Source organism: Arthrobacter agilis (assembly GCF_030816075.1).
Lineage (GTDB): Bacteria > Actinomycetota > Actinomycetes > Actinomycetales > Micrococcaceae > Arthrobacter_D > Arthrobacter_D agilis_E.
In genome coordinates, this window is record NZ_JAUSXO010000001.1 from 2,943,867 (window position 1) to 2,969,534 (window position 25,668).

At 68.7% G+C, this 25,668-nt stretch carries 24 protein-coding genes; 10 read left to right on the forward strand and 14 right to left on the reverse strand.

From position 1 onward, the window contains the following. Window positions 1–25 precede the first annotated feature (25 nt). The 7 genes from QFZ50_RS13745 to QFZ50_RS13775 all read right to left on the reverse strand — a co-directional run bounded on the left by QFZ50_RS13745 (window position 26) and on the right by QFZ50_RS13775 (window position 9,107). The gene (locus QFZ50_RS13745; RefSeq protein WP_307085060.1) at window positions 26–943 is read right to left on the reverse strand and encodes an ROK family protein; all 918 of its coding nucleotides are present in this window, start codon (window positions 941–943) and stop codon (window positions 26–28) included. Then, window positions 940–3,540, reverse strand: coding sequence for a glycoside hydrolase family 2 protein (locus QFZ50_RS13750; protein WP_307085061.1), 2,601 nt, complete (start codon window positions 3,538–3,540; stop codon window positions 940–942). The genes QFZ50_RS13745 and QFZ50_RS13750 overlap by 4 nt, the downstream gene beginning before the upstream one ends. A gap of 62 nt (window positions 3,541–3,602) precedes the next feature. Further along, the gene (locus QFZ50_RS13755) at window positions 3,603–4,394 is read right to left on the reverse strand and encodes an ABC transporter ATP-binding protein (RefSeq protein WP_307085063.1); all 792 of its coding nucleotides are present in this window, start codon (window positions 4,392–4,394) and stop codon (window positions 3,603–3,605) included. After that, window positions 4,391–5,233, reverse strand: a complete 843-nt coding sequence (locus tag QFZ50_RS13760) for an ABC transporter ATP-binding protein (RefSeq protein ID WP_307086824.1) — start codon at window positions 5,231–5,233, stop codon at window positions 4,391–4,393. The genes QFZ50_RS13755 and QFZ50_RS13760 overlap by 4 nt, the downstream gene beginning before the upstream one ends. Window positions 5,234–5,349: 116 nt before the next feature. Beyond that, window positions 5,350–6,309 (reverse strand): ABC transporter permease, encoded by a 960-nt coding sequence (locus QFZ50_RS13765; RefSeq protein ID WP_307085065.1) that lies wholly within the window; start codon window positions 6,307–6,309, stop codon window positions 5,350–5,352. Window positions 6,310–6,317: 8 nt separating this feature from the next. Further along, window positions 6,318–7,307 carry an ABC transporter permease gene (locus QFZ50_RS13770; RefSeq protein ID WP_307085067.1) on the reverse strand — a complete coding sequence of 330 codons (990 nt, stop codon included), beginning with the start codon at window positions 7,305–7,307 and terminating at the stop codon, window positions 6,318–6,320. 99 nt (window positions 7,308–7,406) lie between these two features. Then, on the reverse strand, window positions 7,407–9,107 hold the full coding sequence (locus QFZ50_RS13775) for an ABC transporter substrate-binding protein (RefSeq protein WP_307085069.1): 1,701 nt from the start codon (window positions 9,105–9,107) through the stop codon (window positions 7,407–7,409). Between the two features lie 237 nt (window positions 9,108–9,344). On the opposite strand from QFZ50_RS13775, the gene QFZ50_RS13780 reads away from it, so the two are divergent. Next, the gene (locus QFZ50_RS13780) at window positions 9,345–9,815 is read left to right on the forward strand and encodes an aminoacyl-tRNA deacylase (RefSeq protein WP_307085071.1); all 471 of its coding nucleotides are present in this window, start codon (window positions 9,345–9,347) and stop codon (window positions 9,813–9,815) included. Window positions 9,816–9,842: 27 nt separating this feature from the next. On the opposite strand, the gene QFZ50_RS13785 is transcribed toward QFZ50_RS13780, so the two are convergent. Further along, window positions 9,843–10,301, reverse strand: a complete 459-nt coding sequence (locus QFZ50_RS13785; protein ID WP_307085073.1) for a GNAT family N-acetyltransferase — start codon at window positions 10,299–10,301, stop codon at window positions 9,843–9,845. Window positions 10,302–10,398: 97 nt separating this feature from the next. Beyond that, window positions 10,399–12,525: an alpha-galactosidase gene (locus QFZ50_RS13790; protein ID WP_307085075.1), complete on the reverse strand. Its 2,127-nt coding sequence runs from the start codon at window positions 12,523–12,525 to the stop codon at window positions 10,399–10,401. Between the two features lie 75 nt (window positions 12,526–12,600). On the opposite strand from QFZ50_RS13790, the gene QFZ50_RS13795 reads away from it, so the two are divergent. Together QFZ50_RS13795 and QFZ50_RS13800 are read left to right on the forward strand one after the other, a co-directional pair. Continuing rightward, window positions 12,601–13,200, forward strand: coding sequence for an SGNH/GDSL hydrolase family protein (locus QFZ50_RS13795; RefSeq protein ID WP_307085076.1), 600 nt, complete (start codon window positions 12,601–12,603; stop codon window positions 13,198–13,200). Between the two features lie 74 nt (window positions 13,201–13,274). Next, a complete protein-coding gene (locus QFZ50_RS13800) occupies window positions 13,275–14,489 on the forward strand; it encodes an ROK family transcriptional regulator (protein WP_307085078.1) in 1,215 nt (404 codons plus the stop codon). Window positions 14,490–14,520: 31 nt separating this feature from the next. Here QFZ50_RS13800 and QFZ50_RS13805 read toward each other — a convergent pair whose 3' ends face one another. Both QFZ50_RS13805 and QFZ50_RS13810 read right to left on the reverse strand, forming a co-directional pair. Beyond that, a complete protein-coding gene (locus QFZ50_RS13805; protein ID WP_307085080.1) occupies window positions 14,521–15,192 on the reverse strand; it encodes a peroxiredoxin-like family protein in 672 nt (223 codons plus the stop codon). A gap of 508 nt (window positions 15,193–15,700) precedes the next feature. Further along, window positions 15,701–16,927 (reverse strand): ROK family transcriptional regulator, encoded by a 1,227-nt coding sequence (locus tag QFZ50_RS13810; protein WP_307085081.1) that lies wholly within the window; start codon window positions 16,925–16,927, stop codon window positions 15,701–15,703. 161 nt (window positions 16,928–17,088) lie between these two features. On the opposite strand from QFZ50_RS13810, the gene QFZ50_RS13815 reads away from it, so the two are divergent. From QFZ50_RS13815 to QFZ50_RS13840, 6 genes are all read left to right on the forward strand, one after another. Beyond that, window positions 17,089–18,072 carry a substrate-binding domain-containing protein gene (locus QFZ50_RS13815; protein ID WP_307085083.1) on the forward strand — a complete coding sequence of 328 codons (984 nt, stop codon included), beginning with the start codon at window positions 17,089–17,091 and terminating at the stop codon, window positions 18,070–18,072. Between the two features lie 32 nt (window positions 18,073–18,104). Continuing rightward, window positions 18,105–19,142, forward strand: coding sequence for an ABC transporter permease (locus QFZ50_RS13820; RefSeq protein ID WP_307085085.1), 1,038 nt, complete (start codon window positions 18,105–18,107; stop codon window positions 19,140–19,142). Beyond that, entirely contained in the window at window positions 19,139–19,897 is a 759-nt protein-coding gene (locus QFZ50_RS13825; RefSeq protein ID WP_307085086.1) for an ATP-binding cassette domain-containing protein, read from the forward strand. The genes QFZ50_RS13820 and QFZ50_RS13825 overlap by 4 nt, the downstream gene beginning before the upstream one ends. Window positions 19,898–19,916: 19 nt before the next feature. Then, window positions 19,917–20,792, forward strand: a complete 876-nt coding sequence (locus tag QFZ50_RS13830) for a sugar phosphate isomerase/epimerase family protein (protein WP_307085087.1) — start codon at window positions 19,917–19,919, stop codon at window positions 20,790–20,792. A 2-nt stretch (window positions 20,793–20,794) separates the two neighbouring features. Then, a complete protein-coding gene (locus QFZ50_RS13835; RefSeq protein ID WP_307085088.1) occupies window positions 20,795–21,124 on the forward strand; it encodes a hypothetical protein in 330 nt (109 codons plus the stop codon). Between the two features lie 163 nt (window positions 21,125–21,287). Next, window positions 21,288–21,446 (forward strand): hypothetical protein, encoded by a 159-nt coding sequence (locus tag QFZ50_RS13840; RefSeq protein ID WP_307085090.1) that lies wholly within the window; start codon window positions 21,288–21,290, stop codon window positions 21,444–21,446. A 484-nt stretch (window positions 21,447–21,930) separates the two neighbouring features. Here QFZ50_RS13840 and QFZ50_RS13845 read toward each other — a convergent pair whose 3' ends face one another. Continuing rightward, window positions 21,931–22,734, reverse strand: coding sequence for a DNA-formamidopyrimidine glycosylase family protein (locus QFZ50_RS13845; protein WP_307085092.1), 804 nt, complete (start codon window positions 22,732–22,734; stop codon window positions 21,931–21,933). Between the two features lie 182 nt (window positions 22,735–22,916). Here QFZ50_RS13845 and QFZ50_RS13850 point away from each other — a divergent pair, with 182 nt between their 5' ends. Next, complete coding sequence (locus QFZ50_RS13850) at window positions 22,917–23,381, forward strand: hypothetical protein (protein ID WP_307085094.1); 465 nt, start codon at window positions 22,917–22,919, stop codon at window positions 23,379–23,381. Window positions 23,382–23,435: 54 nt separating this feature from the next. On the opposite strand, the gene QFZ50_RS13855 is transcribed toward QFZ50_RS13850, so the two are convergent. Both QFZ50_RS13855 and malQ read right to left on the reverse strand, forming a co-directional pair. Further along, window positions 23,436–24,401, reverse strand: coding sequence for an NAD(P)/FAD-dependent oxidoreductase (locus tag QFZ50_RS13855; protein ID WP_307085096.1), 966 nt, complete (start codon window positions 24,399–24,401; stop codon window positions 23,436–23,438). A gap of 55 nt (window positions 24,402–24,456) precedes the next feature. Then, window positions 24,457–25,629 carry a 4-alpha-glucanotransferase gene (malQ, locus tag QFZ50_RS13860; protein WP_307086825.1) on the reverse strand — a complete coding sequence of 391 codons (1,173 nt, stop codon included), beginning with the start codon at window positions 25,627–25,629 and terminating at the stop codon, window positions 24,457–24,459. Between the last annotated feature and the right edge of the window lie 39 nt (window positions 25,630–25,668).

Here is a 25,668-nt window from a genome sequence, read left to right on the forward strand (position 1 = left end):
CGCCCGTCCGGACCTGCTGCGGCCGCTATCCCGCCGTCGCCAGCACCGCGCCCAGGGACAGGGCGTCGCCGGCCAGGGACAGGGCGCCACGGACACCGGACTCGTCGCCCAGCGCGGGCCGGACGATGTAGCCGCTGCCCGGGTCCGTCAGGGGGTGCTCGGCCAGGGCCCCTCCGACGAGCAGGGCCAGCTGCTCCCGCACGGCGTCGAGCAGTCCCGCGGTCTTCAGCACCCCGCCGCCGACGACGATCCGCTGCGGTGCCACCGCGTAGGTGATCGTGGCGAGCAGCTGCGCGATGTAGTAGGCGGAGAGGGTAAGGGCGTCCTGGTGCAGCGGTCCGAGGTCGGTCCCCGGCCTCCCCCACCGCGCCGTGATCGAGGGACCGGAGGTGAGGCCCTCGAGGCAGTCCCCGTGGAACGGGCAGACACCCGCGAAGGAGTCGTCGGCGTGCCGCCGGATGATGAGGTGGCCGAGCTCCGGGTGGCTGCGGAGCGTGAAGGGTGCCCCGTCGACCACGATCCCGGCGCCGACCCCGGTGCCCACTGTGACGTACGCGAGGTCGCTGACGCCGCGGCCCGCACCGAACCGGTGTTCGCCGAGAGCCGCGCCCGTCACGTCCGTCACCAGGCGGACCGGCGTGCCGGGTGCGAGGCCGAGACCCGCGACGAGGTCCGTGTCCCGCCACCCGGGCTTCGGCGTGGAGGTGATCCAGCCGAACCGGGGGGACGCGGCGTCGACCTCGACCGGCCCGAAGGAGGCGATGCCCACGGCGTCGAACCGGCCTCCGGCGGCGTACGGCGCGAGGAAGTCCCGCACCGCCGCCAGGGTCCGGGCCGGGGAGGTCGTGTCGATCCGCGCCTGGTCCACGAGGATGCCGGGATCCTGCGGGTCCGCGACCGCGCAGATCACCTTGGTCCCGCCGGTCTCGATGCCGGCGATCATCGCGCCGCGTCCCCTGCGGCCCCGCCCGATCCGGCCGGAACGAGGGACGCGCTGTCCCCGATGCACCGGACGACGGGGAACAGCTCGGCGGCCGAGAGGTCGGCGGGTACGTCCAGGGGACCGCCGTCACGCCGGCTGATCGTGAAGACGGCCGTCTCGCCCGGCAGCACGGTGAGCATCATCTCGTCCACGGCGAGCTCCGGTGCCCGCACGCCGAGCAGGTCCGCAAGGCGGTCCGCGAACACGCACAGGTCGCGCAGCAGCGTCTCGGCGTGGACGCTGACGCGCAGGGCGCCGCCGTCGGCGGTCGCCTGCGCCGTGAAGCGCGGCGCGGTCGGCGCGAGCGCGGCATCGGGTGCGAAGAACCAGGTGGAGCGCAGCCCGTCGGCCCCGGCCACCAGGAACTCGGCGTCGCTGACGGCGGCGAGACCCTCGGGGAGCACGGCGCGTGCCGTCCCGTCCGCCGCGGCGGTGAGCGGGAGGGTCTCGCGGGCCAGTTCCGTCCCGTCCAGGGTCAGCCGGCGCACGACGACGTCGGCCGTCCAGGCGGCCAGGCCGTCGTTGACGAGCACCACTTCGAGCCCGTCGGGGCCCGTGGGGTCGTCGGTCCCGCCGGCGGTGACGGGGACGATCGCCAGCAGGTGGTCCGCGAAGGAGCGGCGCAGCGCGTACCAGACGGGCTTCTCGATGCCGTCGCCGTCCACGGCGGACCAGCTGAGCACCGGCCAGCAGTCGTTGAGCTGCCAGATGACCACGCCCGCGCAGCGCTCGCGTGTCCGCAGCCACTCGGCGCCCGCTGCCTGCGAGCGTGCCTGCACCATCTGCGTGAGGTAGTGCCAGTCCTCGGCGGTCCGGGGTTCTCCGAAGTAGGGCGCGAGGCCCCGGGCGAGCTTGTCCATGCCGTCCGCGGCCCGCATGTGGTGTGCCACCTGCGGGTTCCCGGGGACCAGCTCGCCCTCGGTCACGACGCGCTGCAGCGTGGACCAGGCCGGGGGTGCGCACCAGCCCATCTCGGACACGAACGGCGGGTCGACGTCCCGGTAGTGGACGTAGTCGACGTTGTTCCAGACCTCCCAGATGTGCACGGGCCCGGCGTCGCGGTCGTTCGGGTGCTTGTCGAGGGAACCGGCCCAGGGGCTGTTGGGCACGTAGGGGCGGGAAGGGTCGAGGCGGTTGATGACGCCCGGGAGCACGTCGGTGTAGAAGGCGGCGCCGTACGGGCGTCCGTCGAGGATCTCCGGCCAGCCCCAGTCGTACATGCCCCACACGCACTCGTTGCCGCCGCACCAGATCACGAGGCTCGGGTGCGAGGACAGGCGGGCCACGGCCTGCTCGGCCTCGGTGGTCACGGCCTCGATCATGGCGTCCGACTCGTCGTAGGCGGCGCAGGCGAACAGGAAGTCGTGCCAGACCATGAGGCCGCGCTCGTCGCACCCGGCCATGAACTCCTCCGTGGAGAAGTAGCCCCCGCCCCAGACGCGCAGCAGGTTCGCGCCGCCGTCGACCGCCTGGTCGAGGCGCTGCCCGAGCCGCTCCTCGGTGACCTCGGCGATGAAGGGGTCGTCCGGGATCCAGTTGTAGCCGCGCACGCGGACGCGGCGGCCGTTGACCGCCAGGGCCCAGGTGGTGCCGATCGCGTCGGGTTCCTCCTGCACCGCCACGGTGCGCAGGCCGACGCGGCGGGTCCCGGCGGACAGCGCGCCGCCGTCGCCGTCGAGGACCACGGACAGGTCGTAGAGCGGCTGGGCGCCCAGTCCCACGGGCCACCACAGCTGGGGGTCGGCCACATCGAGGACGAGGACGACGTCGTCGGTGTCGGCCGGGATGGTCGCCCGCGCGGCTTCCGCGCCGTCGGGTGCGGTCAGGACCGCGGTCAGGGTCAGGCCCGGCGTGGAGGCCGGACGGTCGATCCCCACGCTGACGCTGACCTGCGCCGACACTCCGTCGGCGCCGTCGTGCAGCAGCGTGTCGGGCCGGATGGAGGCGATGCGCCCGCGTGACCAGGATTCGAGGCGGATCGGCTGCCAGATGCCGGCCGTGACGTAGTGCGGTCCCCAGTCCCAGCCGAAGTTGCAGGCGCTCTTGCGGACGTAGGGGTAGGGCTCCTCGTAGGGGCGGGGCAGTTCGCCGCCGAGCTGGACCTCGCACTCGTGGGCGGCGTCCCAGGCGGAGCCGAACGTGATCTCGAGGAGATTCTCGCCGCGAAGGAGGAGGTGGGCGACGTCCCAGCGGTACCCGATGTGCTGGTCGTGGACGACGGCGACCTCGTGCCCGTTCAGGCGGACGGTGGCGAAGGTGTCGAGACCGTCGGAGACGAGCTCGGTCCGTTCCTCGGACGTCCCGCTCCAGGTGAAGGTGCGCGAGTAGGTCCACTGCGAGTGCCCGATCCACATCTGGTCCGCCTCGCGCAGGCCGACGTCCGGGTCCTCCAGCAGGCCGGCGGCCAGCAGGTCGGTGTGGACCTGGCCGGGCACGGTGGCGGGGATGGCAGCGCCCCCCGTGGCGTACGACGGCGAGCCGTCCGGCCCGGCGGTCCAGGCGAGGTTCCAGGTGCCGCCCAGGTCGAGGATCTGCGGGGCGGTGGTCGTGAGGTTCATGCACATACTCCAGTGGGTCTGCGGCGCCGCGGGGGCTGCCGGTGGTTCGGGTGCCGGAGGGCTCAGGCGCTGAGGCGCTTCTCCGGATTGGGTGCCGCTTCGGCGAGCAGCTGCGTGTACTCGTGCTGCGGGTTCAGGATCACGTCGTCGGCGGGCCCGCGCTCCACGATCTCGCCCTTGAACATGACGAGGATCTCGTCGGAGAAGTGGCGTGCCGTCGCGAGGTCGTGGGTGATGTAGAAGACGCCGAGGTTCTCCTCGCGCTGCAGGTCGGCGAGGAGGTTCAGGACGCCGAGGCGGATCGAGACGTCCAGCATCGAGACGGGTTCGTCGGCGACGAGGATCTTCGGTTCGGGTGCGAGCGCCCGGGCGATCGCGATGCGCTGCCGCTGCCCGCCGGAGAGTTCGTGCGGTTTGCGCTGCGCCATGTCCGGGTCGAGGCGTACGCGTTCGAGCAGCTTGGCGACGCCGGCGAGGACCTCGTCACGGCCCTTCGCCTTGCCGTGCAGGATGAGCGGGCGCCCGATGTGGTGGGCGATCGTGTGGTACGGGTTCAGTGAGGCGAACGGGTCCTGGAACACCATCTGCACGTCGCTGCGGTACTGGCGCAGGCCCGCGCCGCGCCGGCTGACGGGGGCGCCGTCGAGCGTGATGCTGCCGGAGGTGGGCTTCTCGAGCTGCATGAGCAGCTTCGCCAGCGTGGACTTGCCGCTGCCGCTCTGCCCCACGAGGGCCACGGTGCGTCCGCTGTCGATGGAGAAGCTGACGTTGTTCACCGCTTTCAGGGTGCTCGAGTGACGTCCGTTGCGGAGCCTGTACTCCTTGACGAGGTCCTTGACTTCGAGGGCGCTCATGCCGGTTCTCCGTTCTGCGCACGGGAGCCGCCGCGGATGAAGTCGCCGCGTTCCCCGGTCAGGCTGGGGAAGGACGCGAGCAGCTTCCTGGTGTACTCGTGCTGGGGGTTGGTGTACAGCTCGACGGCGTCGCCGAGCTCCACGATCTCGCCCTCCCGCATGACCGCGATGCGGTCGCTGATCTCGAGCAGGAGCGGGAGGTCGTGGGTGATGAAGATGACCGCGAACCCCAGGTCGGCGCGCAGCCTGGTGATCTCCCGGAGGATCTCGCGCTGCACCACGACGTCGAGGGCGGTGGTCGGCTCGTCCATGATCATGACCTGCGGGTCGAGCGCCATGGCCATGGCGATCATGACGCGCTGCCGCATGCCGCCGGAGAGCTCGTGCGGGAAGGACCGCAGGCGGGCACGGTCCACGCCGACCCGCTCGAGGAGGTCGCCGCACTTCACCCGGCGGTCCTTCTTGGACATGTCGGGCCGGTGGGTGGAGAAGATGTCCTCCATCTGCCGCTGGATGGTGATGACCGGGTTCAGCGAGTTCATGGCGCCCTGGAACACCATGGCGATCTTGTCCCAGCGGAAGGCCCGCAGCTCCTCGCCGCTGAGCTCGTTGAGGTCGATCACGTAGCCCTCGCGGGAGTGGAAGTGCGCGCTGCCTCCGGTGATCACGGCGGGTGGCTTGAGCAACCGGTTGATGCCGTAGGCGAGGGTCGACTTCCCGCAGCCGCTCTCCCCGGCGAGGCCGAGGATCTCGCCGCGGCCGAGGGAGAGGGTCACGTTCCTGACCGCCTTCACCACGCGCTCGCCCTTGTACTCGACGCTGAAGTCGTCGATGGTCAGGACGGGGCGGTCGTGGCCCTCGCCGCGGTAGCCCCGGGCGGTGTCGGGAGCGGTGCGGTCGCCGAGGTCCTCAGGGCGATCGATGCTGACTGCAGGGGCTCCCTGGTCGGTGCTGCTCACAGGACGTCCTCCTTGATGGCGGCGCGCAGTTCGGCCTTCGACAGCTTCCACGAGCGCCGGGCGGCACGCGTCTGCGAGCGCAGCTTGGGGTTGATGATCTCGTCGATCGAGAAGTTGATGAGGGCGAGGGCCGCGCCGAACAGGGCGATCAGCAGTCCCGGTGGCACGAACCACCACCAGGCGCCGAGGCGCAGCGCGAGGCCGTTCTGGGCGAAGTAGAGCATGGTGCCCCAGGTGAAGGAGTCCGCCGCACCGAGGCCGAGGAAGCTCAGCCCGGCCTCGCCGAGGATGGCGAAGATGACCGCGAAGACCACCTGGGAGGCGAGCAGGGGGATCAGGTTCGGCAGGATCTCCACGCCGAGGATCCGCCAGGACTTCTCGCCCGATACGCGGGCCGCGGCGACGTAGTCGCGGTTCCGCACACTGAGGGTGAACCCGCGCAGGACCCGCGCGGACCCCGCCCAGCCGGTGAGCGCCAGGACCACCGAGACCAGCAGGATGCTCTTCTCGGGTACGTAGCTGGAGATGATGATGACCAGCGGGAGGCCCGGGATCACGAGCATGACGTTGCTGAAGAGTGAGAACGATTCGTCGAGCAGGCCCCCGAAGTAGGCGCCGATGATGCCGAAGAACGCCGAGAGCAGCAGCGTCAGCACCCCGACGATCAGACCGACCGTGAGGGATCCGCGGGTGGCGTAGGCGAGCTGCGCGAAGACGTCCTGGCCGGTCTGGGTGGTGCCGAGGATGAAGCCGGGGGCGGGGCCGGCGAGACCGACGTTGTCGACCTGCGACGGATCGCCGACGAAGAACGGCGCGATGATCCCGAAGAGGGTGATGCTGCCGGCGATGATGAGCCCGGCGGCCAGCTTCGGCGTCATCGGCGGCAGCGAGCGCTTCGGCCGGGAGGACCGCGCACTCGCGGCGGCGATGCCCGGGTCCTGGGTGGTGGTGGTCATGGCGAGTCCTAGCTTCGGGCCCGGGTGCGGGGGTCGATGAACGAGTAGAGGAGGTCCACGAGCAGGTTGGCTCCCAGGACGGACAGTGTGATGACGAGGAACAGTCCCTGCATGAGGGAGTAGTCGTTGCTGCCCACCGCGTTGAGGAGGGCGGACCCGATACCCGGATAGGAGAACACGGCCTCCGTGACGATCGAGCCGGCGACCACGAAGCCGAGGGAGATGGCGAATCCGGCCACGGAGGGCAGGACGGCGTTGCGCGCGGCGTAGGTGGTCATGATCCGCTTCGGGCGGAGTCCCTTGGCCTCGGCCGTGAGGATGTAGTCGTCCGAGAGGGTGGAGACCATCATGTTGCGCATGCCGAGCATCCAGCCGCCCACCGAGGAGATGACGATCGTCAGGGCGGGCAGGGTGCCGTAGTAGATGACGCTGCCGATGAACTCGAGGTTCCAGCCCGGGCTGGTCTCGTAGACGTTGTAGCCGCCGTTGAGCGGGAAGAGGTCCCACATGCCGCCGAGCACGAAGAGCAGGATCAGCGCCAGCCAGAAGTAGGGGACGGACTGCAGCATGGTGGTCACCGGGATCAGGTTGTCCAGCCAGGAGCCGCGCTTCCAGCCGGCCAGCATGCCGAGGGTGACGCCGAGGACGAACGAGATGACGGTGGCGACGCCGATGAGCCCGATGGTCCACGGCAGCGTCTGGGCGATGATGTCGGTCACCGAGGCCGGGAAGAAGGCCACGGACGTGCCGAGGTCGAGGGTGAAGAGCTTGCCGAGGTACTGCCAGTACTGCACGATCAGCGGCGCCTCGGTGTTGGTGCCCAGGAGCAGCTCGACCGCCTCGCGTGCTTCAGGGGTGACCGGCCCGCGCTGCGCCAGCTTGGCGAGCATGATGTCCACGGGGTTTCCCGGCAGGAGGCGCGGGAGGAAGAAGTTGACCGTCAGGGCGGCCCAGAAGGCGATGAGGTAGAACCCCAGCTTCTGCAGGATGTATTTCATGGGTGTCGGCTTTCCACAGCTGGTCGAGGTCCGGCGGCGGGCAGCATGGGGCGTCGTTCGGGACGCCCCATGCTGCCGCGTCCGCCGGGAGGGGGGCTGCTACTCGGCAGGCGTGATGTTCTTCAGGACGATGCCGTTGTCCCAGGCCTTCCAGGTGGCTGCGAGGGCGTAGGGGTCCTCGTTGGTGGGCCAGCCGGTGGCGCGCTCCGTGTTGAACTCCGTGAGGAGCGAGTTCACGTAGATCGGGATGTAGGGCATGTCCCGGACGATCTCGTCCTGGATGATGCCGTACTGCTCCTTCTGCACGGTCTCGTCGTTCGTGGCGCGCGCGGCGGCGAGGGCCTTGTCGACCACGGGGTTGGAGTAGCGCGCGGTGTTGTTGTTCAGCGCGGACTCTCCCACCGGCGTCGTGTTCGCCGAGTTGTACCACTTCTCGTAGGCGTAGAACGGGTTGTTCGAGGGCTGCAGGCCGATCGACTCGAGGGTGAGTTGGTACTTGCCGATGTTCAGGTTGTTGATCCACTCGTTGTAGGTGATCTGCGTGGGGTTCAGCTCGATGCCGACCTCGCGCAGCTGCTGCGACATGGCGTCGTTGAGCGAGATGAAGTCGCTGTAGCCCGTGACGGTCTGGATGCCGAGGGACAGGCGCTCGCCGTCCTTCTCGCGGATGCCGTCGCTGCCTTCGACCCAGCCGGCGTCTTCGAGGGTCGTCTTGGCTTCCTCGACGTTCGCGTTGGCGGGCGTCTCGGTGTTCTCGGGATCGGCGATCCAGTCGGCGTCGCGGTCGGGGATCACCAGGGTGGGTGATGCCGTCTTCGCGAAGCCGCCGCCCGCGAGGGCGTTGAGCTGCTCGCGGTCGATGCCCTGGTAGATGGCCTGGCGCACCGCGGGGTCGGTCTGCGGTCCCTCGCAGCCCAGTTCCTCGTTGGAGCAGGTGAAGATCGAGGCGGTCAGGGCGGGGGTGTTGACGTAGGAGAGGTTCTCGTTGTCCGAGAGGATCTGCTCGAGGCCGGGCAGGAACGAACTCATCCAGTCGACCTCGCCGGCCAGGAGCGCTCCGGTGGCGGCGTCGGCGGTGTCCAGGGAGATGTAGCGGACCTCGTTGATCGCGGGCTTGCCCTCTTCCCAGTAGAGGTCGTTCTTCTCGAGCAGGTAGCTCTGGGCGGTGAAGTCCTTGACCTTGAACGGGCCGGTGCCCACGGGGTCGGAGTTGATCTCCGTGATGGGATCCGCGACGTCCTTCCAGATGTGCTCGGGGACGATCCCGCGGTTGCCGAGCACGCTCGGCTCCTGCATGAAGGAGTTCTCCTTGAACGTCAGCACCGCGGTGGTGTCGTCCGTGGCCTCGGCGGTCGCCGAGAGTCCCGTGGTGTTCAGTTCCGGGGTCTTGTTGACGAGGTTGAAGGTGAAGGCGACGTCCTTCGCGGTGAACGGCTCGCCGTCGGACCACTTGACGCCCTCGCGGGTCTTGATGGTGAGCTGCGTGCCGTCCTCGTTCCATTCGAAGGACTCGGCGAGCAGCGGGGTGGGCTCGTCGTCGGATGCCGCGTTGTACCAGAACAGCGGTTCGAAGATCACGCCGAGGGTGGGCTGCAGGGCCGTGGACGAGAACGGGTTGAAGTTCTCGGAGATGGTTCCGGTGGCTCCGTTGAAGACGGTGACGGAGGTGGAGTCCGAGCCGGCGCCGTCGTTCGACGCTCCTTCGCCGCCGGCGCAGCCGCTGAGGGCGAGGGTTGCGACGCTGAGCAGCGTCGCGGCAGCCAGGCCCAGTCGCCGGGAACCCGAGAGTGTTGAGGACATCTTTAGTACCTTTCATCTGTGGGCGGCTGCGGTGCCGCCGGCCGGTTCCACCACCCGAGGGAGAACCGTTGAGTACTTTCTTAGGCGACTTTATTATCTAAGTCAAGTAAGTATGTGACTCAGGTCTCAGGATGACCGGACTCAGGGCTGCCGGCGCGGGAGACCGGCATCGCTCCGCCCCGGCACGACTTCCCCTGCCGTGGCCCGGGCGAACGGGGCGGCCCTACGATGGGCACCATGGACAGCGCCGACACCCGCCCCCTGCCCGCCGAACGCGACGCCGAGGCGCGCGGCCTGGCCATCACGCTCGTGCGCAGGGACGACGACGGGACCTTCGACGATGCGGCCGCCGCGCAGGGCCTCACCTGCGACGACGGCGTCAAGACGATGGTGGCCAAGGTCGGCGGCGGTGCGGTGTTCGTCCTGATCCCGGGCACGCGGCGCCTGGACTGGGCCAAGCTGCGCTCGCTGCTGGTGGTCAACCGTGCGTCCCTCGTGGAACCCGAGGCGGCTCTCGAGATCACGGGCTACGCGCCGGGCACCATCACGCCCCTCGGCAGCGACCGCGCCCTGCCCGTCTACGCCGACCAGCGCATCCTCGGGCGCCGCGTCGGCATGGGATCCGGTTCACCGGACTTCCTGCTCTTCACGGACGCGGATCCGCTCCTGGCGTCCCTCGGGGCCACCGTCGGCGACATCACCTCCTGAGCCGGACTGCCGGACGGCGCCCGCCGGTCAGGCCAGGGTGCGCGCGAAGCAGACCGAGTGCACCCCGCCCGCGTAGGAGCCGAAGTTGGGGATGCGGCGGTAGCCCTCGCGCTCGTAGAAGCGCATGGCGTCCGGCTGCTCCGTGCCGGTCTCGAGGAGCAGCTCACGGCAGCCCAGGGCCCGCGCCTCCTCCTCGATGCGCCGCAGGATCGCGGTCGCGATGCCCTGTCCGCGGAGGGCGGGCAGCACGAACATGCGCTTGATCTCGAGGCCCCCGGCGGAGAGCGGCCGCAAGCCGCCGCAGCCCACCGCGGTCCCGTCCGCCGTCCGCGCGACGAGGAAGAACGGCACGTTGTCCGCGGTGGGCGGCTCCCCCGGCTCGTGGTCCTCGCTGCCGTACCGGACGTGCAGTTCGGCCTGCTGGGCATTGCGGAGAGCCTCGGCGTCGGGCGCGTCGAACGGTACGCGATCAAGGGTCAGCTGCATCGGGGCGTTGCTCCTCGCGGATGGTGGTCGGTCGTCCCCATCCTCGCACCGCGGATCCCGCACGGGGCGGCGTGGACACGGCGTCCACCGACGAGGTTCAGGGCACCGCCCGTACGTGCACGAGCACGGCCTGCTCGGGCTGCAGCAGGGGTACCTGGATGCCCATCGACCCGAGGACGCGCCCACTCACCGCCAGCCCGCCCTGCCAGGCGGGCGCCGTGAAGGGCTGACCGGACGGCTCCGGCCCGCCGACGTGCGCGACGGCGTACCGGGCGTCGGGGTCGAGGCCCGGAAGCTTCACGAGACCGGGAGGCCAGGTGGACGGACGGGCCAGGAGCGACAGGGAGAAGAGGGCCTCCGAGGCATCCGCGGCCACGACCCCGGCGACGGCCACCTCGCGGAGCGCGGCATCACCGCGCACCGTCGTGCCCGAGTGCAGGAGCGGGCGGAACCGCTTGTGGAGGGCGACCCACCCGGCGACGGCGGCGAGCTCGGCCTCGTCGAGCCCGTTGATGTTCCACTCGATGCCGAAGTGGCCGAACATCGCCGTGACGGCCCGGAAGTCCAGGGACGATGCCCGGCCCGTGGTGTGGGACACCGCGCTGCCGATGTGGCTGCCGATCAGCTCGGCGGGCAGCAGCTGCGCGGTCCACCGGAGGATCTGCTGCCGCTCGAGCGGGTCGATGCAGTCGCTGGCCCATACCCGGTCCGTCCGCTCGAGAATGCCGAGGTCCACGCGGGCGCCGCCGGAGGAACAGGATTCGATCTCGAGCCCCGGGTGGCGCCGCCTCAGCTCGTCGAGGAGCGCGTACACGGCCTGGGTCTGGTCGTGGACCCGGGCACGACCGGTGGTCGCGGATCCGGCGTCGACGAGGTCCCGGTTGTGGTCCCACTTGAGGTACTCGAGGCCGTAGTCGGCGACGAGGGTCGAGATGCGGTCGAGGACGTAGGCGTAGGCCCCCGGTTCGGCGAGATCGAGCACCTGCTGCCGTCGGGCCTCGAGCGGGAGGCGGCCGGGGACCTGGAGGATCCAGTCGGGGTGGTTGCGGGCCAGATCGGAATCCGGGTTCACCATCTCGGGCTCGAACCAGAGCCCGAACTGCATGCCGAGCGCCCGTACGCGGTCCACGAGGGGATGCAGTCCCTCGGGCCACACCCCGGTGTCCTCGAACCAGTCCCCCAGGCCGGCGGAATCGTCGCGGCGCCCGCGGAACCAGCCGTCGTCGAGCACGTACCGTTCCACGCCCACGCGGGCGGCGCGCTCCGCCAGTTCGAGCAGCGGCTCGAGGCGGTGGTCGAAGTACACGGCTTCCCAGACGTTGAGCGTGACCGGACGGTCCGACGTCGGGTGCTGCGGCCGGGAGCGCAGCCACCGGTGGAACCGTGCCGCCTGGTCGTCCAGCCCCCGGCCGTAGGCGGCGTACACCCAGGGCGAGGTGTACGCCTCACCGGCGGCGAGCACCACCTCGCCCGGCAGCAGGAGCTCGCCGCCCCCGATGACGGTCCGTCCGCTGGTCATCCGTTCCACGAAGGACTGGTGGTTGCCGCTCCAGGCCACATGGACACCCCAGGTCTCCCCGTCCCGGAATCCGAACCCCGGGACACCCGCGGTCAGCACCGTGGGGGAATCGGCGCCGGTGCGTCCGCGCCGCACCTCGCGCCGGTAGGTACCCACCGTCACCCGGTGGCGCTGCGGGACGCGCTCCTTGGCCCAGCGTCCCGCGAGATCGAGGATCTCGTGCGCCTCGGGGGCCAGGGGCAGGACGACGACGAGGTTCTGCAGCTCGTAGTCCTGCGGATCCCGGTTGGTGACCGTCGCCTGCGCCCGGAGCAGCCCCGAGTCCAGGAGTTCCAACGTGTAGTCCAGGGCCAGCCGGGTGGACGGGTCCTCGGCGTGGACCAGCAGCCGGTTGCCGAGGACCTCGTGGCGCACGTCCGTGAAGAGGGGCGACCAGTCGTGCCCGCCGCGGTGGCCGGACAGTCCGGGCGTACCCATCCAACCCGCCCCGTGCTCGGGCAGGACACCCAGGCGGACCGGCCGGTCCGTCGTGTTCTCGAGCAGGGGTTCGGCGAGGTCGGCGAGGGAGGCGAGGTCCTCCGGGCGCAGATCGCCGAGATCCGCACCCCAGTACAGGATCTCGGGGAGGCCCGCCGTCGGGCAACCGAGGACGACGCTGACGCCCCCTGCATGGAAGTGTCGGATGGTGCGTACTGCAGTGGACATGGATGCCTATCGCCGCGGTGCGTGTCTGTACTAAGTTAACCTACTAAATATAGTGGCTAATGGAAGAGGCGGATCATGGAGTTCGAGGGGTGCGTGATTTTCGCGGGAGACAGCGTCACGGACTGCGGCAGGCGCGAGGATCCCGACGGCCTCGGCTCCGGGTATGTCCGTGACCTCGCGTCGACGGACCTGCTGTCCGGCTGTCGGGTCCTGAATGCAGGCATCGGCGGTGACCGGCTGGAGGACCTCGAGCGGCGGTGGGAGGCCGACGTACTCGCCGCGCGACCCGACGTCGTGTCCGTGATGATCGGCATCAACGACACCTGGCGCCGTTTCGACAGCGGCCTCCCCTCGGATCCCGGGGTGTTCACCGACCGCTACCGCGCCCTGCTGGGTTCCCTCGCACCGGACGTCCGGATCGTCCTGCTGGAGCCGTTCGTGGTACCGGTGACCGAGGAGCAGGTGGAGTGGCGGGAGGACCTCGATCCGCGCATCGACGCCGTGCACCTGCTGGCGCGTGAGTTCGGCGCGGTGATCGTGCCCGTGGACGGCGCCCTCAACGGCCTGGCCCGGCGAACGGGGGCGTCCGCCCTCGCGGCCGACGGCGTCCACCCCACGGCGCAGGGGCACCGGGCGATCGCCGAGGCATGGCGACGTGCGGTAGGTGCGGCATGACAGCCGGTTCCGGGGGCCCTCTGGGGCAGAAGGTTGCTTCTTCAACTTTTCCGGAGCCGGGGCTACCATTGACCGTGATCGAAAAGACCCGCCGCCGTGAGTCTTCCCGGGGGAGGGTCATCGACCTCATTCGCTCCAGCGGACCCATCAGCCGTGTGGAGCTCGCCGAGAAGACAGGCCTGACCCAGGCCACCATCTCCACGCTCGTGCGCACCCTGCTGACCGAGGACATCATCCTGGAATCCGGCCGCGGGGAGTCGACGGGCGGCAAGCCGCGCATGTTCCTCGAGCTCAATCCGGCGTCGCGCCTCGGACTCGGTGTGCACATCGGCCAGGACTACATCACCTACATCATCGCGGACCTCGGAGGACACGTGGTCGGCCGACGGCGCGTCCACGGCCCGGGCGACACCTCCCCCCTGACCGTGGTCAGCCGGATGACCCGGGACATCGAGGCGCTGATCGTGGAGTCGGGGGTCAACCGTGCCAGCATCGTGGGCATGGGGATCGCCACCCCCGGCCCCCTGGACCGCACCGCAGGCACGGTGCGCAACGCGCCCTCCCTGGAGATCTGGAGCGATTTCCCCATCCGCCGCGCCCTGACCTCCACCACCGGGTTCCACTGCGAGTTCGACAACGACGCCACCGCGGCGGCCATCGGTGAGTACTGGCTCGGCGCCACGGAGGGCTACGCGAACTACGCCTCCGTCTACATGGGCTCGGGCATCGGCTCGGGCATCGTCATGGACGGCACCATCTACCAGGGCGTGAGTTCCAACGTCGGGGAGATCGGGCACGTGACGGTCGACGCGCGGGGGCTCCAGTGCCCCTGCGGCAACATCGGCTGCCTGGAGCTGTATGCGAGCCCGAGGATCGTCGTCGCGCAGGCGGCCGACGCCGCCGCACGCGGTGAGCTCGACATCCCGCTGACCGGCGTGATCTCCGAGGACTTCGCCGCCCTGGGGACGGCGGCGACGAACGGCGACGCGACGGCGCTACGGCTGATGCAGGACTCCGCCGAGTACGTGGCCAGTGCGGTGATCTCCATGGTGAACCTCCTCGACCTCCAGCTCATCGTCCTCGCCGGCAGCGCGTTCTCGACGGCCGGCAGCTTCTACGTGGACATCATCAGCGACGCCCTGGCCCACCGGGCGATGGCGCGGGCGATCCACCCCGTGGAGGTCCGCCTGTCCGTGAACGGCAACGACGCCGCAGCGCTCGGCGCGGCCACCCTCGTGCTGCAGGACCGGCTGTCGCCGCGCACCCTGCGCTCCGTCTCCTTCGCCTGACCGGTGGGCGACGCGCCGGCCCTGCAACGGGCTACAGCGCGACGAGGGCGTCGATGATGTCGCGTGCCTCGGTCCGTGTGGTGTAGTCCACCCGGACGTCGATGAACCGGATGGTTCCGGTGGCGTCGGCGACGACCACCGTCGGGAACGGGATCGCGGACGTACGGTCCATGTTGGTGGCGGCCACGTCGACGCCGAGCGCCGCCCGCGCGCGGACCGACTCCTGGCTGGGAACCGTGACGATCCCCAGGCGTGCGGCCAGCGCGTTGCCCCTGTCCGAGTACATCGTGACGTAGAGCCCGGCATCGTGGGCCGCCCGCCCGGAGACCTGCGGGGACTGCGGACTGATCGCGACGAGCCGCGTGCCGAAGGCCTCCACGACCGGCTGGAGCTCCTGCTGGTAGGTCTTCAGGGCGATGCTGCAGTAGGGGCACCACGAGCCCCGGTAGAAGATGAGAATGGCCGCCGCGGCGCCGAGCACCTCGCCCAGCCTGGTCCGGCGACCGGCCCGGTCGTAGAGGTGGGTATCGGGCAGTCTGTCGCCCACCCGTGCGATCCCCCGTGGGGTCCCCGCACGGCGCAGATCCTCCTGCTCACGGGCGAAGACTGCTGCGAGTGCGGGGCCGATCTGTGCCTCGAAGGCCGGCGTGAACTCCTCGACCTGCGACGCGATGGTGTCCGTAAATCCCGATGTCTGCTTCATCTGTTCCCCTCAGCACAACCGCCGCGGGAGCCTCGACCCGCGGCAGGACCAATTGTGGCGCACACCACTCGAAATGCCCAGCACTCCCGCCCTCGGTCCTGCTGCCCTGTCGGTCCGCGGCTCCGCCAGCCGGCTGGTCACCACCCAGGTCCACCCGACGACGCGTGCGCCGGGGATCCGCAGCCGCACTACCGTGTGGTCATCGCGAACGAGGTCCGGGCGTCGACGGGAAAGAGTCCTCCATCGATGGACGGATACACGACAAGATGGGCGTCGTCGCCTCGGATACATACAACGCGAAGGTCCCCGGAAGGTCTGCGCCCCCTCGGAGTGAGCACGGCAGCCCGATCAACCGGTGGCGGAGCGCCGGTCGTCGAGGTCATCGGCATCGGTCTGGAAGCCATCCACCGGACCTCGCGCTAACTCACGTGGGCTGAAGACGTTTGCCTCGCACCGCGTGGCGTGATCAGCCAGGAGCCGACATTTGCCAGTGAATCGACTGTGGTCGCTAGACGGCGACCTTCTGAGGGGTGGTTGCGGGCAATATGGGCAAGGGAAGGTCGGAAAAGACGGATTGTGCGACGAGTAGGGCGAGTCCGATGATGCCGGCCTGCTTGCCCTGGGTGGCGCCGACGATCTGGATCCTGCGAGTAGCTAGTGGCAGTGACCGGCGGTACACGGCACTTTTGATGCCGGCGAAGAGGTAGTCGTCCGCCGCGGCGAGCTGCCCGCCGATGACGACCACCTGGGGGTTGAAGAGGTTGACCGTGACCGCGATCGCCTCACCCAGGAGTTGACTGGCATTGCGGGCCAGCCGAACCGCATCCCGGTTGCCGCTGCGCAGCAGCCGGACGGCGTCGTCGACCGAACGGGCATCGACTCCGAGGGCCTGCAGATCACGCAGGATCGCCCAGCCACCCGCATAGGCTTCGAGGCAGCCGATGTTGCCGCACCGGCACTCGGGCTCGTCCTGCACGTGGGCGGGCTTCGATACATAGTTGTGGCCGATATCCCCGGCCGCACCGTCGGCGCCATGGTGCAGCCGGCCGTCGGAGATCAGGCCGGAACCGACTCCGGTACCCACCTTCACCATGAGGAGGTGGCGGACGTCAGGGTGCGAGACCTGCTGTTCCCCGAACGCCATGGCGTTGGCGTCCTTCTCGACGACGACGGGGCAGTCGTAGCTGCGGGTGAACCATCCGGGGATGTCGTACTGGTCCCAGCCGGTCATGATGGGCGGGTGCACTACCTGCCCCGAGGCGGTGTCGACAGGGCCGGGCACGCTGACGCCGATGCCCACCACCGAGTCAGGTGCCGCACCTGCCTCGACCAGCAATCGCGCGAATTCATCTCCCACCATGCCGAGGACGACGTCAGGGCCTTCTGTCACGGAGATGGTCAGTTCTACCTCGTTCAGGATCGTCCCTGACAGATCGCAGAGACCGACGCGCAGACCGGTCGCGCCGATATCGGCCACCAGCAGGTGTCCTCCCGTGCGGTTGAATGCAAAGGACTCCGCTGGGCGGCCCTTCGTGGATTCTGCGCCGGATGGTATTACCAGGCGCGTCTCGAGCAGGGCATCGATGCGCTGGTTGATGGTGGAGCGGGACAGGCCTGTCCGCGCGGCGACTTCGGTCTTGGTCAGCACGAGGCCCGAGCGCAGGAGCTGCAGGATCTCGACGGTGCCACCAGATGCATTTCCTGCGGTCGGTGGTGTGTTCGGATTCTCGGCCACTCTCGCCCCTTCGTCGCGGACCCTGCTCGTCATATTAACCCGACCCAGTCAGGTAGTTGCGTGGGTCACAGCCTGTAGTTATGCTAACACCCAACGTTACTTCAACGTACATATGGTTTTCAAAGTCAGAAGGGGCGACGATGCCACAGCTACGGAATACCTTGACCGTTATCACTGCCACCACGGCAGGAGCTCTCCTGCTCGCCGGTTGCAGCACCACCGCGACCACTCCCGCCGCAGAAGGTGGCGAAGCGAAGGTCGCTGCCGTCATCAAGGGCCTTGACAACCCGTTCTTCCAGTCGATGGAAGACGGCATCAAGGCCGCGGACAGTTCCATCACCGTTCAGGCCGCCCAGGACATCACCGACACGAGCGGACAGGCGGATCGACTCTCATCGCTGGCAGGGCAGGACTTCAGCTGCTTCATCATCAATCCGATCAGCGGGAACAACCTCCTGCAGGGTGTGGCGCAGCTTAAGTCCAGCGGCAAGACCGTGGTGAACATCGACAGCCCTGTTGATCCCGACGCTGCAGCGTCGGCGAACGCCACCCCCGATACCTACATCGGCACCGACAATGTCTCCGCGGGCAACCTCGCCGGCGAACACATGGCGAGCCTTGTTGCGGACGGAGCGAAGGTAGCCGCCATCGGCGGCATCGCAGGTGACGTCACGAGCGGCGATCGGGTCACAGGATTCACAGAAGGCTTCGGCACCAAGGGTCAGGTCCTCGAAACAGTGTCGGCGGACTGGGACCGCCAGGTCGCCCTCACGAAAGCCGGCGATCTCCTCCGCGCCAACCCGGATATCGCCGGATTCTTCGTGGCCAACGACGTCATGGGCCTCGGCGTCGCCCGGGCTGTCGCTGACGCCAATCTCACCGGCAAAGTCTCCATCATCAGTGTCGACGGCGTGCCCGAAGGTCTCGCCGGCGTCGAGTCGGGCGAACTGACCGCGACGGTAGCCCAGTACCCCTACGCCATCGGCGAGATGGGCGCCCAGGCCTGCGCCGCCGCAGCTGCAGGCGAGGAGCTCCCCGACAATGTCGAGGCACCGGTCGCCCTGGTCACCAAGGACAACGTGGCCGACGCCCTCAAAGCTGCACCGGCCCCGTTCGAAGACTACGAGAACCCGTTCGCCCAGTAGCAGTCCGGGCCCGAGCAAGGAAGCCAGGCGTCATGTCCTCAGTTTCACATTCATCCCGGCCGCCGGTCGGGAAAAAACCACCGGCAGCAGATAGCCCAAGAAGTACGCCGACCAAGGCGCAACAGGGTGAACCCTGGTACACCAACCTGCGACGTATTGGTTTTTGGGCCGACCACGCCGCCATCATCGGGCTGGTACTGCTCGTCATTGTCTTCACGGTCCTGAACCCCGTGTTCCTGACGCTCGGGAACGTTCAGTCGATCCTCGTAGCGTCCTCGATCCTCATGGTCCTGACGATCGGTCAGGCCTTCGTGATCCTCAGTGACGGCATCGATCTGTCCGTCGCATCGACGATGACGTTGGCCGTCATCGCCTTCGGTATCGCGTTCTCGCAGGAAGCAGGCCTGCTCGTCAGCATGCTGTCCGCTGTCGTTGCCGGCACGCTGATCGGACTCCTGAACGGCATTCTCGTGGCCAAGGGCAAGATCACCGACTTCATCGTGACCCTCGGATCCCTGTCCGTGGCCTCCGGTCTCGCCCTGGTGCTATCCGACGGAAAACCGATCTCCGTGTTCAGTGTCGACCTCATCAACTTCTCCACGCACGGCCTGCTGATCTTCGGATTCCCCTTCATCGTCGCCGCCGTTATCGCCGTCCTGGCGCATGTAATCCTCTTCCGAACCCGCTTCGGCACGCACCTCTTTGCAACCGGCGGGTCCAAGGAAGCCGCGCAGGCCACCGGAATCAGCACCGCACGCATCAAGATCGCGGTCTACACGATCTCAGGTGTGCTCGCCGGCATCGCCGCGATCATGCTCATCGCGCGAGTCGGCGCCTCGGAGCCGGCTGCAAACACCACATTCCTGCTCAACTCTGTCGCCGCCGTCGTCCTGGGTGGGGTCAGCCTCACCGGCGGCAAGGGAAACATCTTTGGGCCGATCGTGGGCGCACTGCTTCTCACCGTGCTCACCAACGGACTCACTCTGATGAACGTGTCGCAGTTCTACCAGCCCCTGGCCGTCGGCATCGTCGTCATCCTCGCCGCCCTACTCTCGAGGTTCCAGAAATGACCACTACGATCACCCAACCCATCGTCGACGTCCGCGGTGTCTCACTGTCCTTCGGGAACGTCAAGGCGTTGCAGAACGTCAGCCTCACCCTCGCTCCGGGCGAGATCACGGCGATCGTCGGCGACAACGGCGCCGGCAAGTCGACGCTCGTCCGCTGCATCTCGGGCATCCATCGACCTCAGTCGGGTTCCATCCAGTTCGACGGCGAGGACACGCACTTCCGGAACCCGGAGGAGGCCCGGGAAAAGGGTATCGAAACGGTGCACCAGAACCTCGCCCTCGTCGACGATCTGACCGTCTGGCAAAACCTCTTCCTCAACCGCGAACTGACTCGCGGTATCGGCCCGATTCGCTTTCTGGATCGCAAAGCGATGCGCGACGAGGCCGACCGTATGGTGTCCACTCTCGCCGTGAACGTGCCTGCTGTGAAGTCCAAGGTCCGGCGCTTGTCTGGCGGCCAACGGCAGGCCGTATCGATCTGCCGTGCCGCCGGCTTCAGCTCCAAGCTCGTCATCATGGACGAGCCAACCGCGGCCCTCGGCGTGCAGGAGACGGCGAAAGTCGAGGAGCTCATCCTCAAGCTTCGTGACGATGGACACCCGGTCCTCCTGATCAGCCACAACTTCAGCCAGGTCATGCGGCTCAGCGATCAGGTCTGGGTCATGCGTGCCGGGCGCTGCGTAGCTGGCCGACGCACCAACGAAACCACAGGCGACGAGATCGTCGCACTCATCACCGGCTCCCGCGAGCAGTAGAACAAAGGAAAAACAGCAAATGACGACCACAAACCCCCTCGGTGTCCATGCCCTCGTCTGGGCAGGAGACACCTCTCGCGAGTCCGTCGAGACAGTCATCACCCGCACCGCCGCCGCCGGCTACGATCTCGTCGAGTTCTCCCTTCATGACTCCCTCAACCTCGACGTCGACCACGCTAGGAAGCTCCTCACCGACAACAACCTCGGCGTCGTCTGCTCACGCGGCCTCGCCTTCGACGCGGACGTCTCCAGCGATGATGCAGCGACCGTCGACCGCGGAGCGAAGCTGCTGCAGGACTCCCTGCAGATCACCCACGAACTCGGCGGCACCCATTTCACAGGCGCGCTTTTCAGTGCACTTGGGAAGTACGGGGCGCCCATGACAACCGCGGGCAGGAACAACGTGGTGAAGGTCCTCAAGGATCTCGCCGCCGAGGCGAAGTCCCGCTCCATGACCCTCGGACTGGAAATCTGCAACCGCTACGAGACCAACGTCATCAACACCGCTCACGACGCACTGCGCCTGGCCGACGACATCGGCGCGGATAACGTGCTGATCCACCTCGACACTTACCACATGAATATCGAGGAAAATGATCTCGTGACCCCGGTCTACGAAGTAGGAGACCGGCTCGGCTACGTGCACATCGGCGAGAACCACCGCGGATACCTCGGCTCGGGCCACCTCGACTTCACGTCGTTCTTCCACGCCCTAGCCGGCATCAACTACACGGGCCCCATCACCTTCGAAAGCTTTTCCTCCGCCGTCGTCGCCCGAGGCCTGTCCAATGACCTCGCTGTCTGGCGGAACCTCTGGACCGACAGCGAGGACCTCGCCGTCCATGCACGGACCTTCATGGAGAACCAGCTGCACGCTAACCAGGTAAACCGGTGAAATTGGAGGACCTCCTCCAACGGATCGCGGGCCTCGAAAAGGAGCACACCGGACCTGTCATCATCGGGGTGGTGGGCGCGCCCGGCGCTGGGAAGACGACCCTGGTCGAGCAGCTCATGAAGCGCCTCAACGCGGCGGAGGAAGAACCCGCAGGCCAGCGCCACGCCCATGTGCCGATGGACGGATACCACCTTGCCGATGTCGAGTTGACCCGATTGGGCCGGCTCGATCGGAAGGGCGCGCCCGATACCTTCGACGCCCACGGATACGCGGCACTCCTGCGGCGGCTACGAGAACCGCGCGACACCGTCGTCTACGCCACCAGGGTTTGAACGGACTATCGAGCAACCCATAGCAGGGGCCATCCCGGTCTATCCATCAGCGGGCACGATCCTCACCGAGGGCAATTACCTCCTGCTGGACGAGTCGGGCTGGCGTGAGGTGCGGGAGCAGTGCACGGAGATTTGGTACTGCGAGCAGAACGACGAGCTCCGGGTGGAACGCCTGATCGCCCGCCACGTCCGCTTCGGGAAAACTCCTGTTGCTGCCGCGAAGTGGGTGCAGGAAGTCGACGAGCCAAACGGACGAGTCATCCGTACCACCAGGAAGCGGGCGGACCTCATCATCACGCTGGAAGAAGTCGCCGCCGTCTGATGCCACCGCTGCTGACTTCGTGACACTGGGGACACGACACCTTTATGGTCCCGCGGGACCAACGGTGGCAATGCACGCGATGCCGATGGTCATGGAAGTCACATTGCCTTCGTCACACCATGGGTTCTTCGTCCCGGAACGCGTGCCCTAATAGGGTTTGTCTGCAACTTATGTACTGCAACCTGTAGAGGGTTCAAGAGCGCTCAAGCGGTAGCCCTGTATCCACGTACTCCGGGCTCTGTATCTGCCCCGTAGGAGGGGTAGTTGAAAGCGAGGGCAGTGTATCTTTGGGCGCCTTTATGCTCACGCGTCCAGCTCCCACCATGCTGTTTTTCTGTACCGACGGATTGTTGTGCGGCCAACAACCTGTCTACAGTCGCTCGGTCCTCTTACGGCGGTAGTACACCGCTCTAGCCAGCTATGAATTTCGACGTATACCTGTGCCAGGCCGAAACCGCCGACACCCTGTCGGCCTGCGGCTCCATCAGCCGGAGACGATCGGCTGGCAGTGCGGACACCACCAGGTACGACGGCGGCCCGGGTCACCGGGCACCTCGGCCCGGACGAGCACGGCCGTTCCGCACCGCAGGCAGGCCTTCCCGGCCCTGCCGGCCACCCAGTGCTGCTCCCCCTTGCGGGTGTTGCCCGTGGTGACCTGGTGCGCGCCGGGCTGCGTGGCGGAGAAGCGGAGGCAGCGGGCACCGAGGGCCACGAGGGCGGGGACGTCGACGTCGGCCACGGCCGTGTCCGGGTGGACGCCGCGGAGGAAGCAGAGTTCGTTCGCCCAGAGGTTGCCGAAACCCGCGACGTTGCGCTGATCGAGCAGGGCTGCGGCCACCCGTTCGCCCGGGGAGCGCTGCAGGCGGCGGACCGCTTCCTCGGCCGACCAGTCGTCGCGGAGCGGGTCCGGTCCGAGGTGCCCGACGACGTCGTCCTCGGCACGCGTGGGCAGCAGGTCGACGACGGGGAGATCGAGCCCGTACGCCGTCGGGCCGTCCGCCGCCTCGAGGATCACGCGCACGTCCGGCAGCAGTCTGCGGGGCAGCCTCCTGCCCGGCGCCGTGACCGTCCAGGACCCCTGCATCCGCAGGTGCGTGTGCAGCGTCAGCCCGCCGTCGAACCGGGTCAGCAGGTGCTTCCCGTGCGTGGCGTGCTCCACCACCCGCTGTCCGTCGAGGGCGTCCGTCGCATGCGCGGCCACACGCAGGTCCCCCCGCCGCAGGGTCCGGCCGTCGAGGGATCGCCGCAGGCGCACGGCCAGACGGAAGACGCTGTCGCCCTCGGGCATGATGCCTCTCCTGTCGGTCCGGATCCCGTGGGCAGGGTAGCGCGCGGCACCGACATGCGGGCCGTCCATCCCGGGACGCCCTCGTGACCTCCTGGAGCCGCGCACTCGGAAATCCGTCCTCGCTCCCGCCCGTGCGGTGGTCTAGATTCGAAGGCAACGCAGTCCACCGAAGGGAGAAGAGCATGAAGAACAAACTTGTTTTCGCGGCGGGAATGGCCGCCGGCTACGTCCTCGGAACGCGGGCCGGCCGGGAGAGCTACGACCAGCTCCGGTCGAAGGCACAGAAGCTGTGGAACGACCCGAAGGTGCAGGAGAAGGTCTCCTCCACCACGGACACCCTCAAGAGCAAGGCGCCCGCGGTGCAGGACTCCCTCAAGGGCGTGCTGAAGAAGGGCGGCTCGGGCACCGACGACGGCGCGAAGGACCCGGGCACCCCCGGGAAGGACATCGGCGCGAGCGGGGACCTGCCCCTGGACGTACCGCCGGTCGTCACCGCCATGGACACGGGAACCACAGGTACGACCGGTACGACCGGTACGACGGGCCCGAGCGGCACGACGGGCCCGAGCGGTGGCGATCCACGCCATGTGGAGGACACGCCCTTCGAGGACCAGGACGAGGACACCCGTCCCGACCTGAAGGGATAGGCCAGGGACGGAAGAAGGGGAGGCCGGCTCGCGCCGGCCTCCCCTTCTTCCCTCTCAGATGCCCCCGCTCACCGCTTCCTCCGCGTCGAGGCACGCCGCGCAGTCGGCCTGGACGAGCATGGCGTTGACGGCCACGGCGACGCGGTAGGCGTCGCCCGCAGCCGGCACCAGTTGCGCCGCGGGGTCCGCCGCGTTCCCGACGGCCCACACGCCGTCCACCGAGGTCCGTCCGATGTCGTTCGTGGCCACGCATCCGTCGTCGCGCATCTCGCACCCGAGGTCGTCGATCAGGGGCAGGGCGGCGTCGGCGGCGGGCTCGCAGAACACCGCCGTACACGGCTGCACGGTGCCGTCCTCCAGCCGGACGCCCCGCAGGGCCCGGGGGGCGTCGTCGTCCCCGTCCTCCAGGACGAGGCCCTCGACACGTCCCTCGGCGATCCGCACGCCACGGGCCCGCAGGCGTCGCTCCCCGTCCGTCGACAACGGTTCGAGGGTGTGCGGGAAGAAGGTCACGTCGGGCGACCATTGCCGTACCAGCAGCGCCTGGTCGAGGGACGCCGGCGAGGAGCCCAGCACACCGAGGGGCTGGTCCCTCACCTCCCAGCCATGGCAGTACGGGCACTGCAGCAGGCCACGCCCCCAGGCCTCCCGCGCCCCCGGGACCGCCGGCAGGACGTCACGGAGACCGGTGGCCAGCACGAGGTGCCGCCCCTCGACCGACCGACCGTCGGCGGTCGTGACCGACCACCCCTCCGTGACCTCCCGGGCCGTCTCGGCACCGGCATCGAGGAACTCCACACCGTACGGTGCGAGGTCCTGCCGTGCCAGCGCGACGAGCTGCCCGGGCGCCGTGCCGTCCCTCGTGACGAATCCGTAGGCGGCGTCGGCGGGTGCGTTGCGCGGGGTCCCCGCGTCGATGACCACGACGTTCCGCCGGGCCCGGCCGAGGACGAGCGCTGCGCTCAGGCCCGACACTCCCCCGCCGACGATGACGACGTCGTACCTTCCCTGCGTGTCCATCCCTCCATCCGACCACGGAGCAGGGACGGCCCGTGGTGTCGGATTGTGCTTGCCATCAGGTGATCGGCCCTGCCGGTCCCCCGCCGTCGGAGGGAAGACCCAGCGACGCGACGAGCGAGGCGAAGCGTGCGTTCCCGGCCAGGTCCTCGACGAGGACGGCCCGTCCGTCGGCGTCCGCGAGGGGGATCCGCCAGTTGGGGTACTCGTCGTTGGTCCCGGGCTGGTTCTGGGTGCGGCGTTCCCCGACGGCGTCGGCGAGCGCGACACCGAGCAGCACCGAGGGGGTCTGGGCGATGAAGGCATGGAGCGCCTCGACGGTCTGCTGGACGTCCGGTGACGCAGCATCGAGCAGGCCGCGCTGACGCAGGAGTGCGAGGAACTTCTCCTGGACGGCACGGTCCTCGGCCTGCTCCTCCGCGACCGGGCGGCTGAGCAGGCCGAGCCTCTCGCGCAGCACCACGTGCTCGCCCGCCAGGTAGCCCGCGCTCGGCGGGAGGTCGTGCACCGTCACAGTGGTCAGGCACCCCTCCCGGTAGGCCTCGGGCGGCAGGGGGCCGTCCTCGTCCTGCTCGAACCAGAGGATCGAGGTGCCGAAGACCCCGCGCTCGCCCAGGTACTCCTGCACGCCCGGCTCGAAGACACCGAGGTCCTCGCCCACCACGACCGCTCCGGCCCGCTCGGCCTCCAGCACCAGGATGCCGATCAGCGCCCTGTGGTCGTAGTAGACGTACGCGCCCGCCCCGGGTGCCGCACCCTGCGGGATCCACCACAGGCGGAACAGGCCCAGGATGTGGTCCACCCGAATGCCGCCCGCGTGCCGGAGGATGTTGCGGAGCATGTCGCGGAAGGCCGCGTACCCGGAGGCGGCGAGGCGGTCCGGGTGCCACGGCGGCTGGCTCCAGTCCTGGCCGTGCTGGTTGAACATGTCCGGTGGCGCACCCACGCTGATGCCCGAGGCGAGGACGTCCTGCAGCGCCCACGCGTCCGCACCGCTGGGGTGGACACCCACAGCGAGGTCGTGCACCACCCCGATGCGCATCCCCGCACCGGTGGCCTCCAGCTGGGCCTCCTGCAACTGCTCGTCGAGGAGCCACTGCAGCCACTCGTGGAACTCGATCCGGGCCGCGTGGCGCTCGGCGTACTCGAGGGCTCCCGGTGAACCAGGGCGGCCGACTCCGTCCCATTCCGGTGCGCCCGGAGGATAGGTCTCGGCGCGAGTGCCGACCAGAGGGCGAAATCGGCCAGTCCCTGCCCCTGGTGGGCGCGG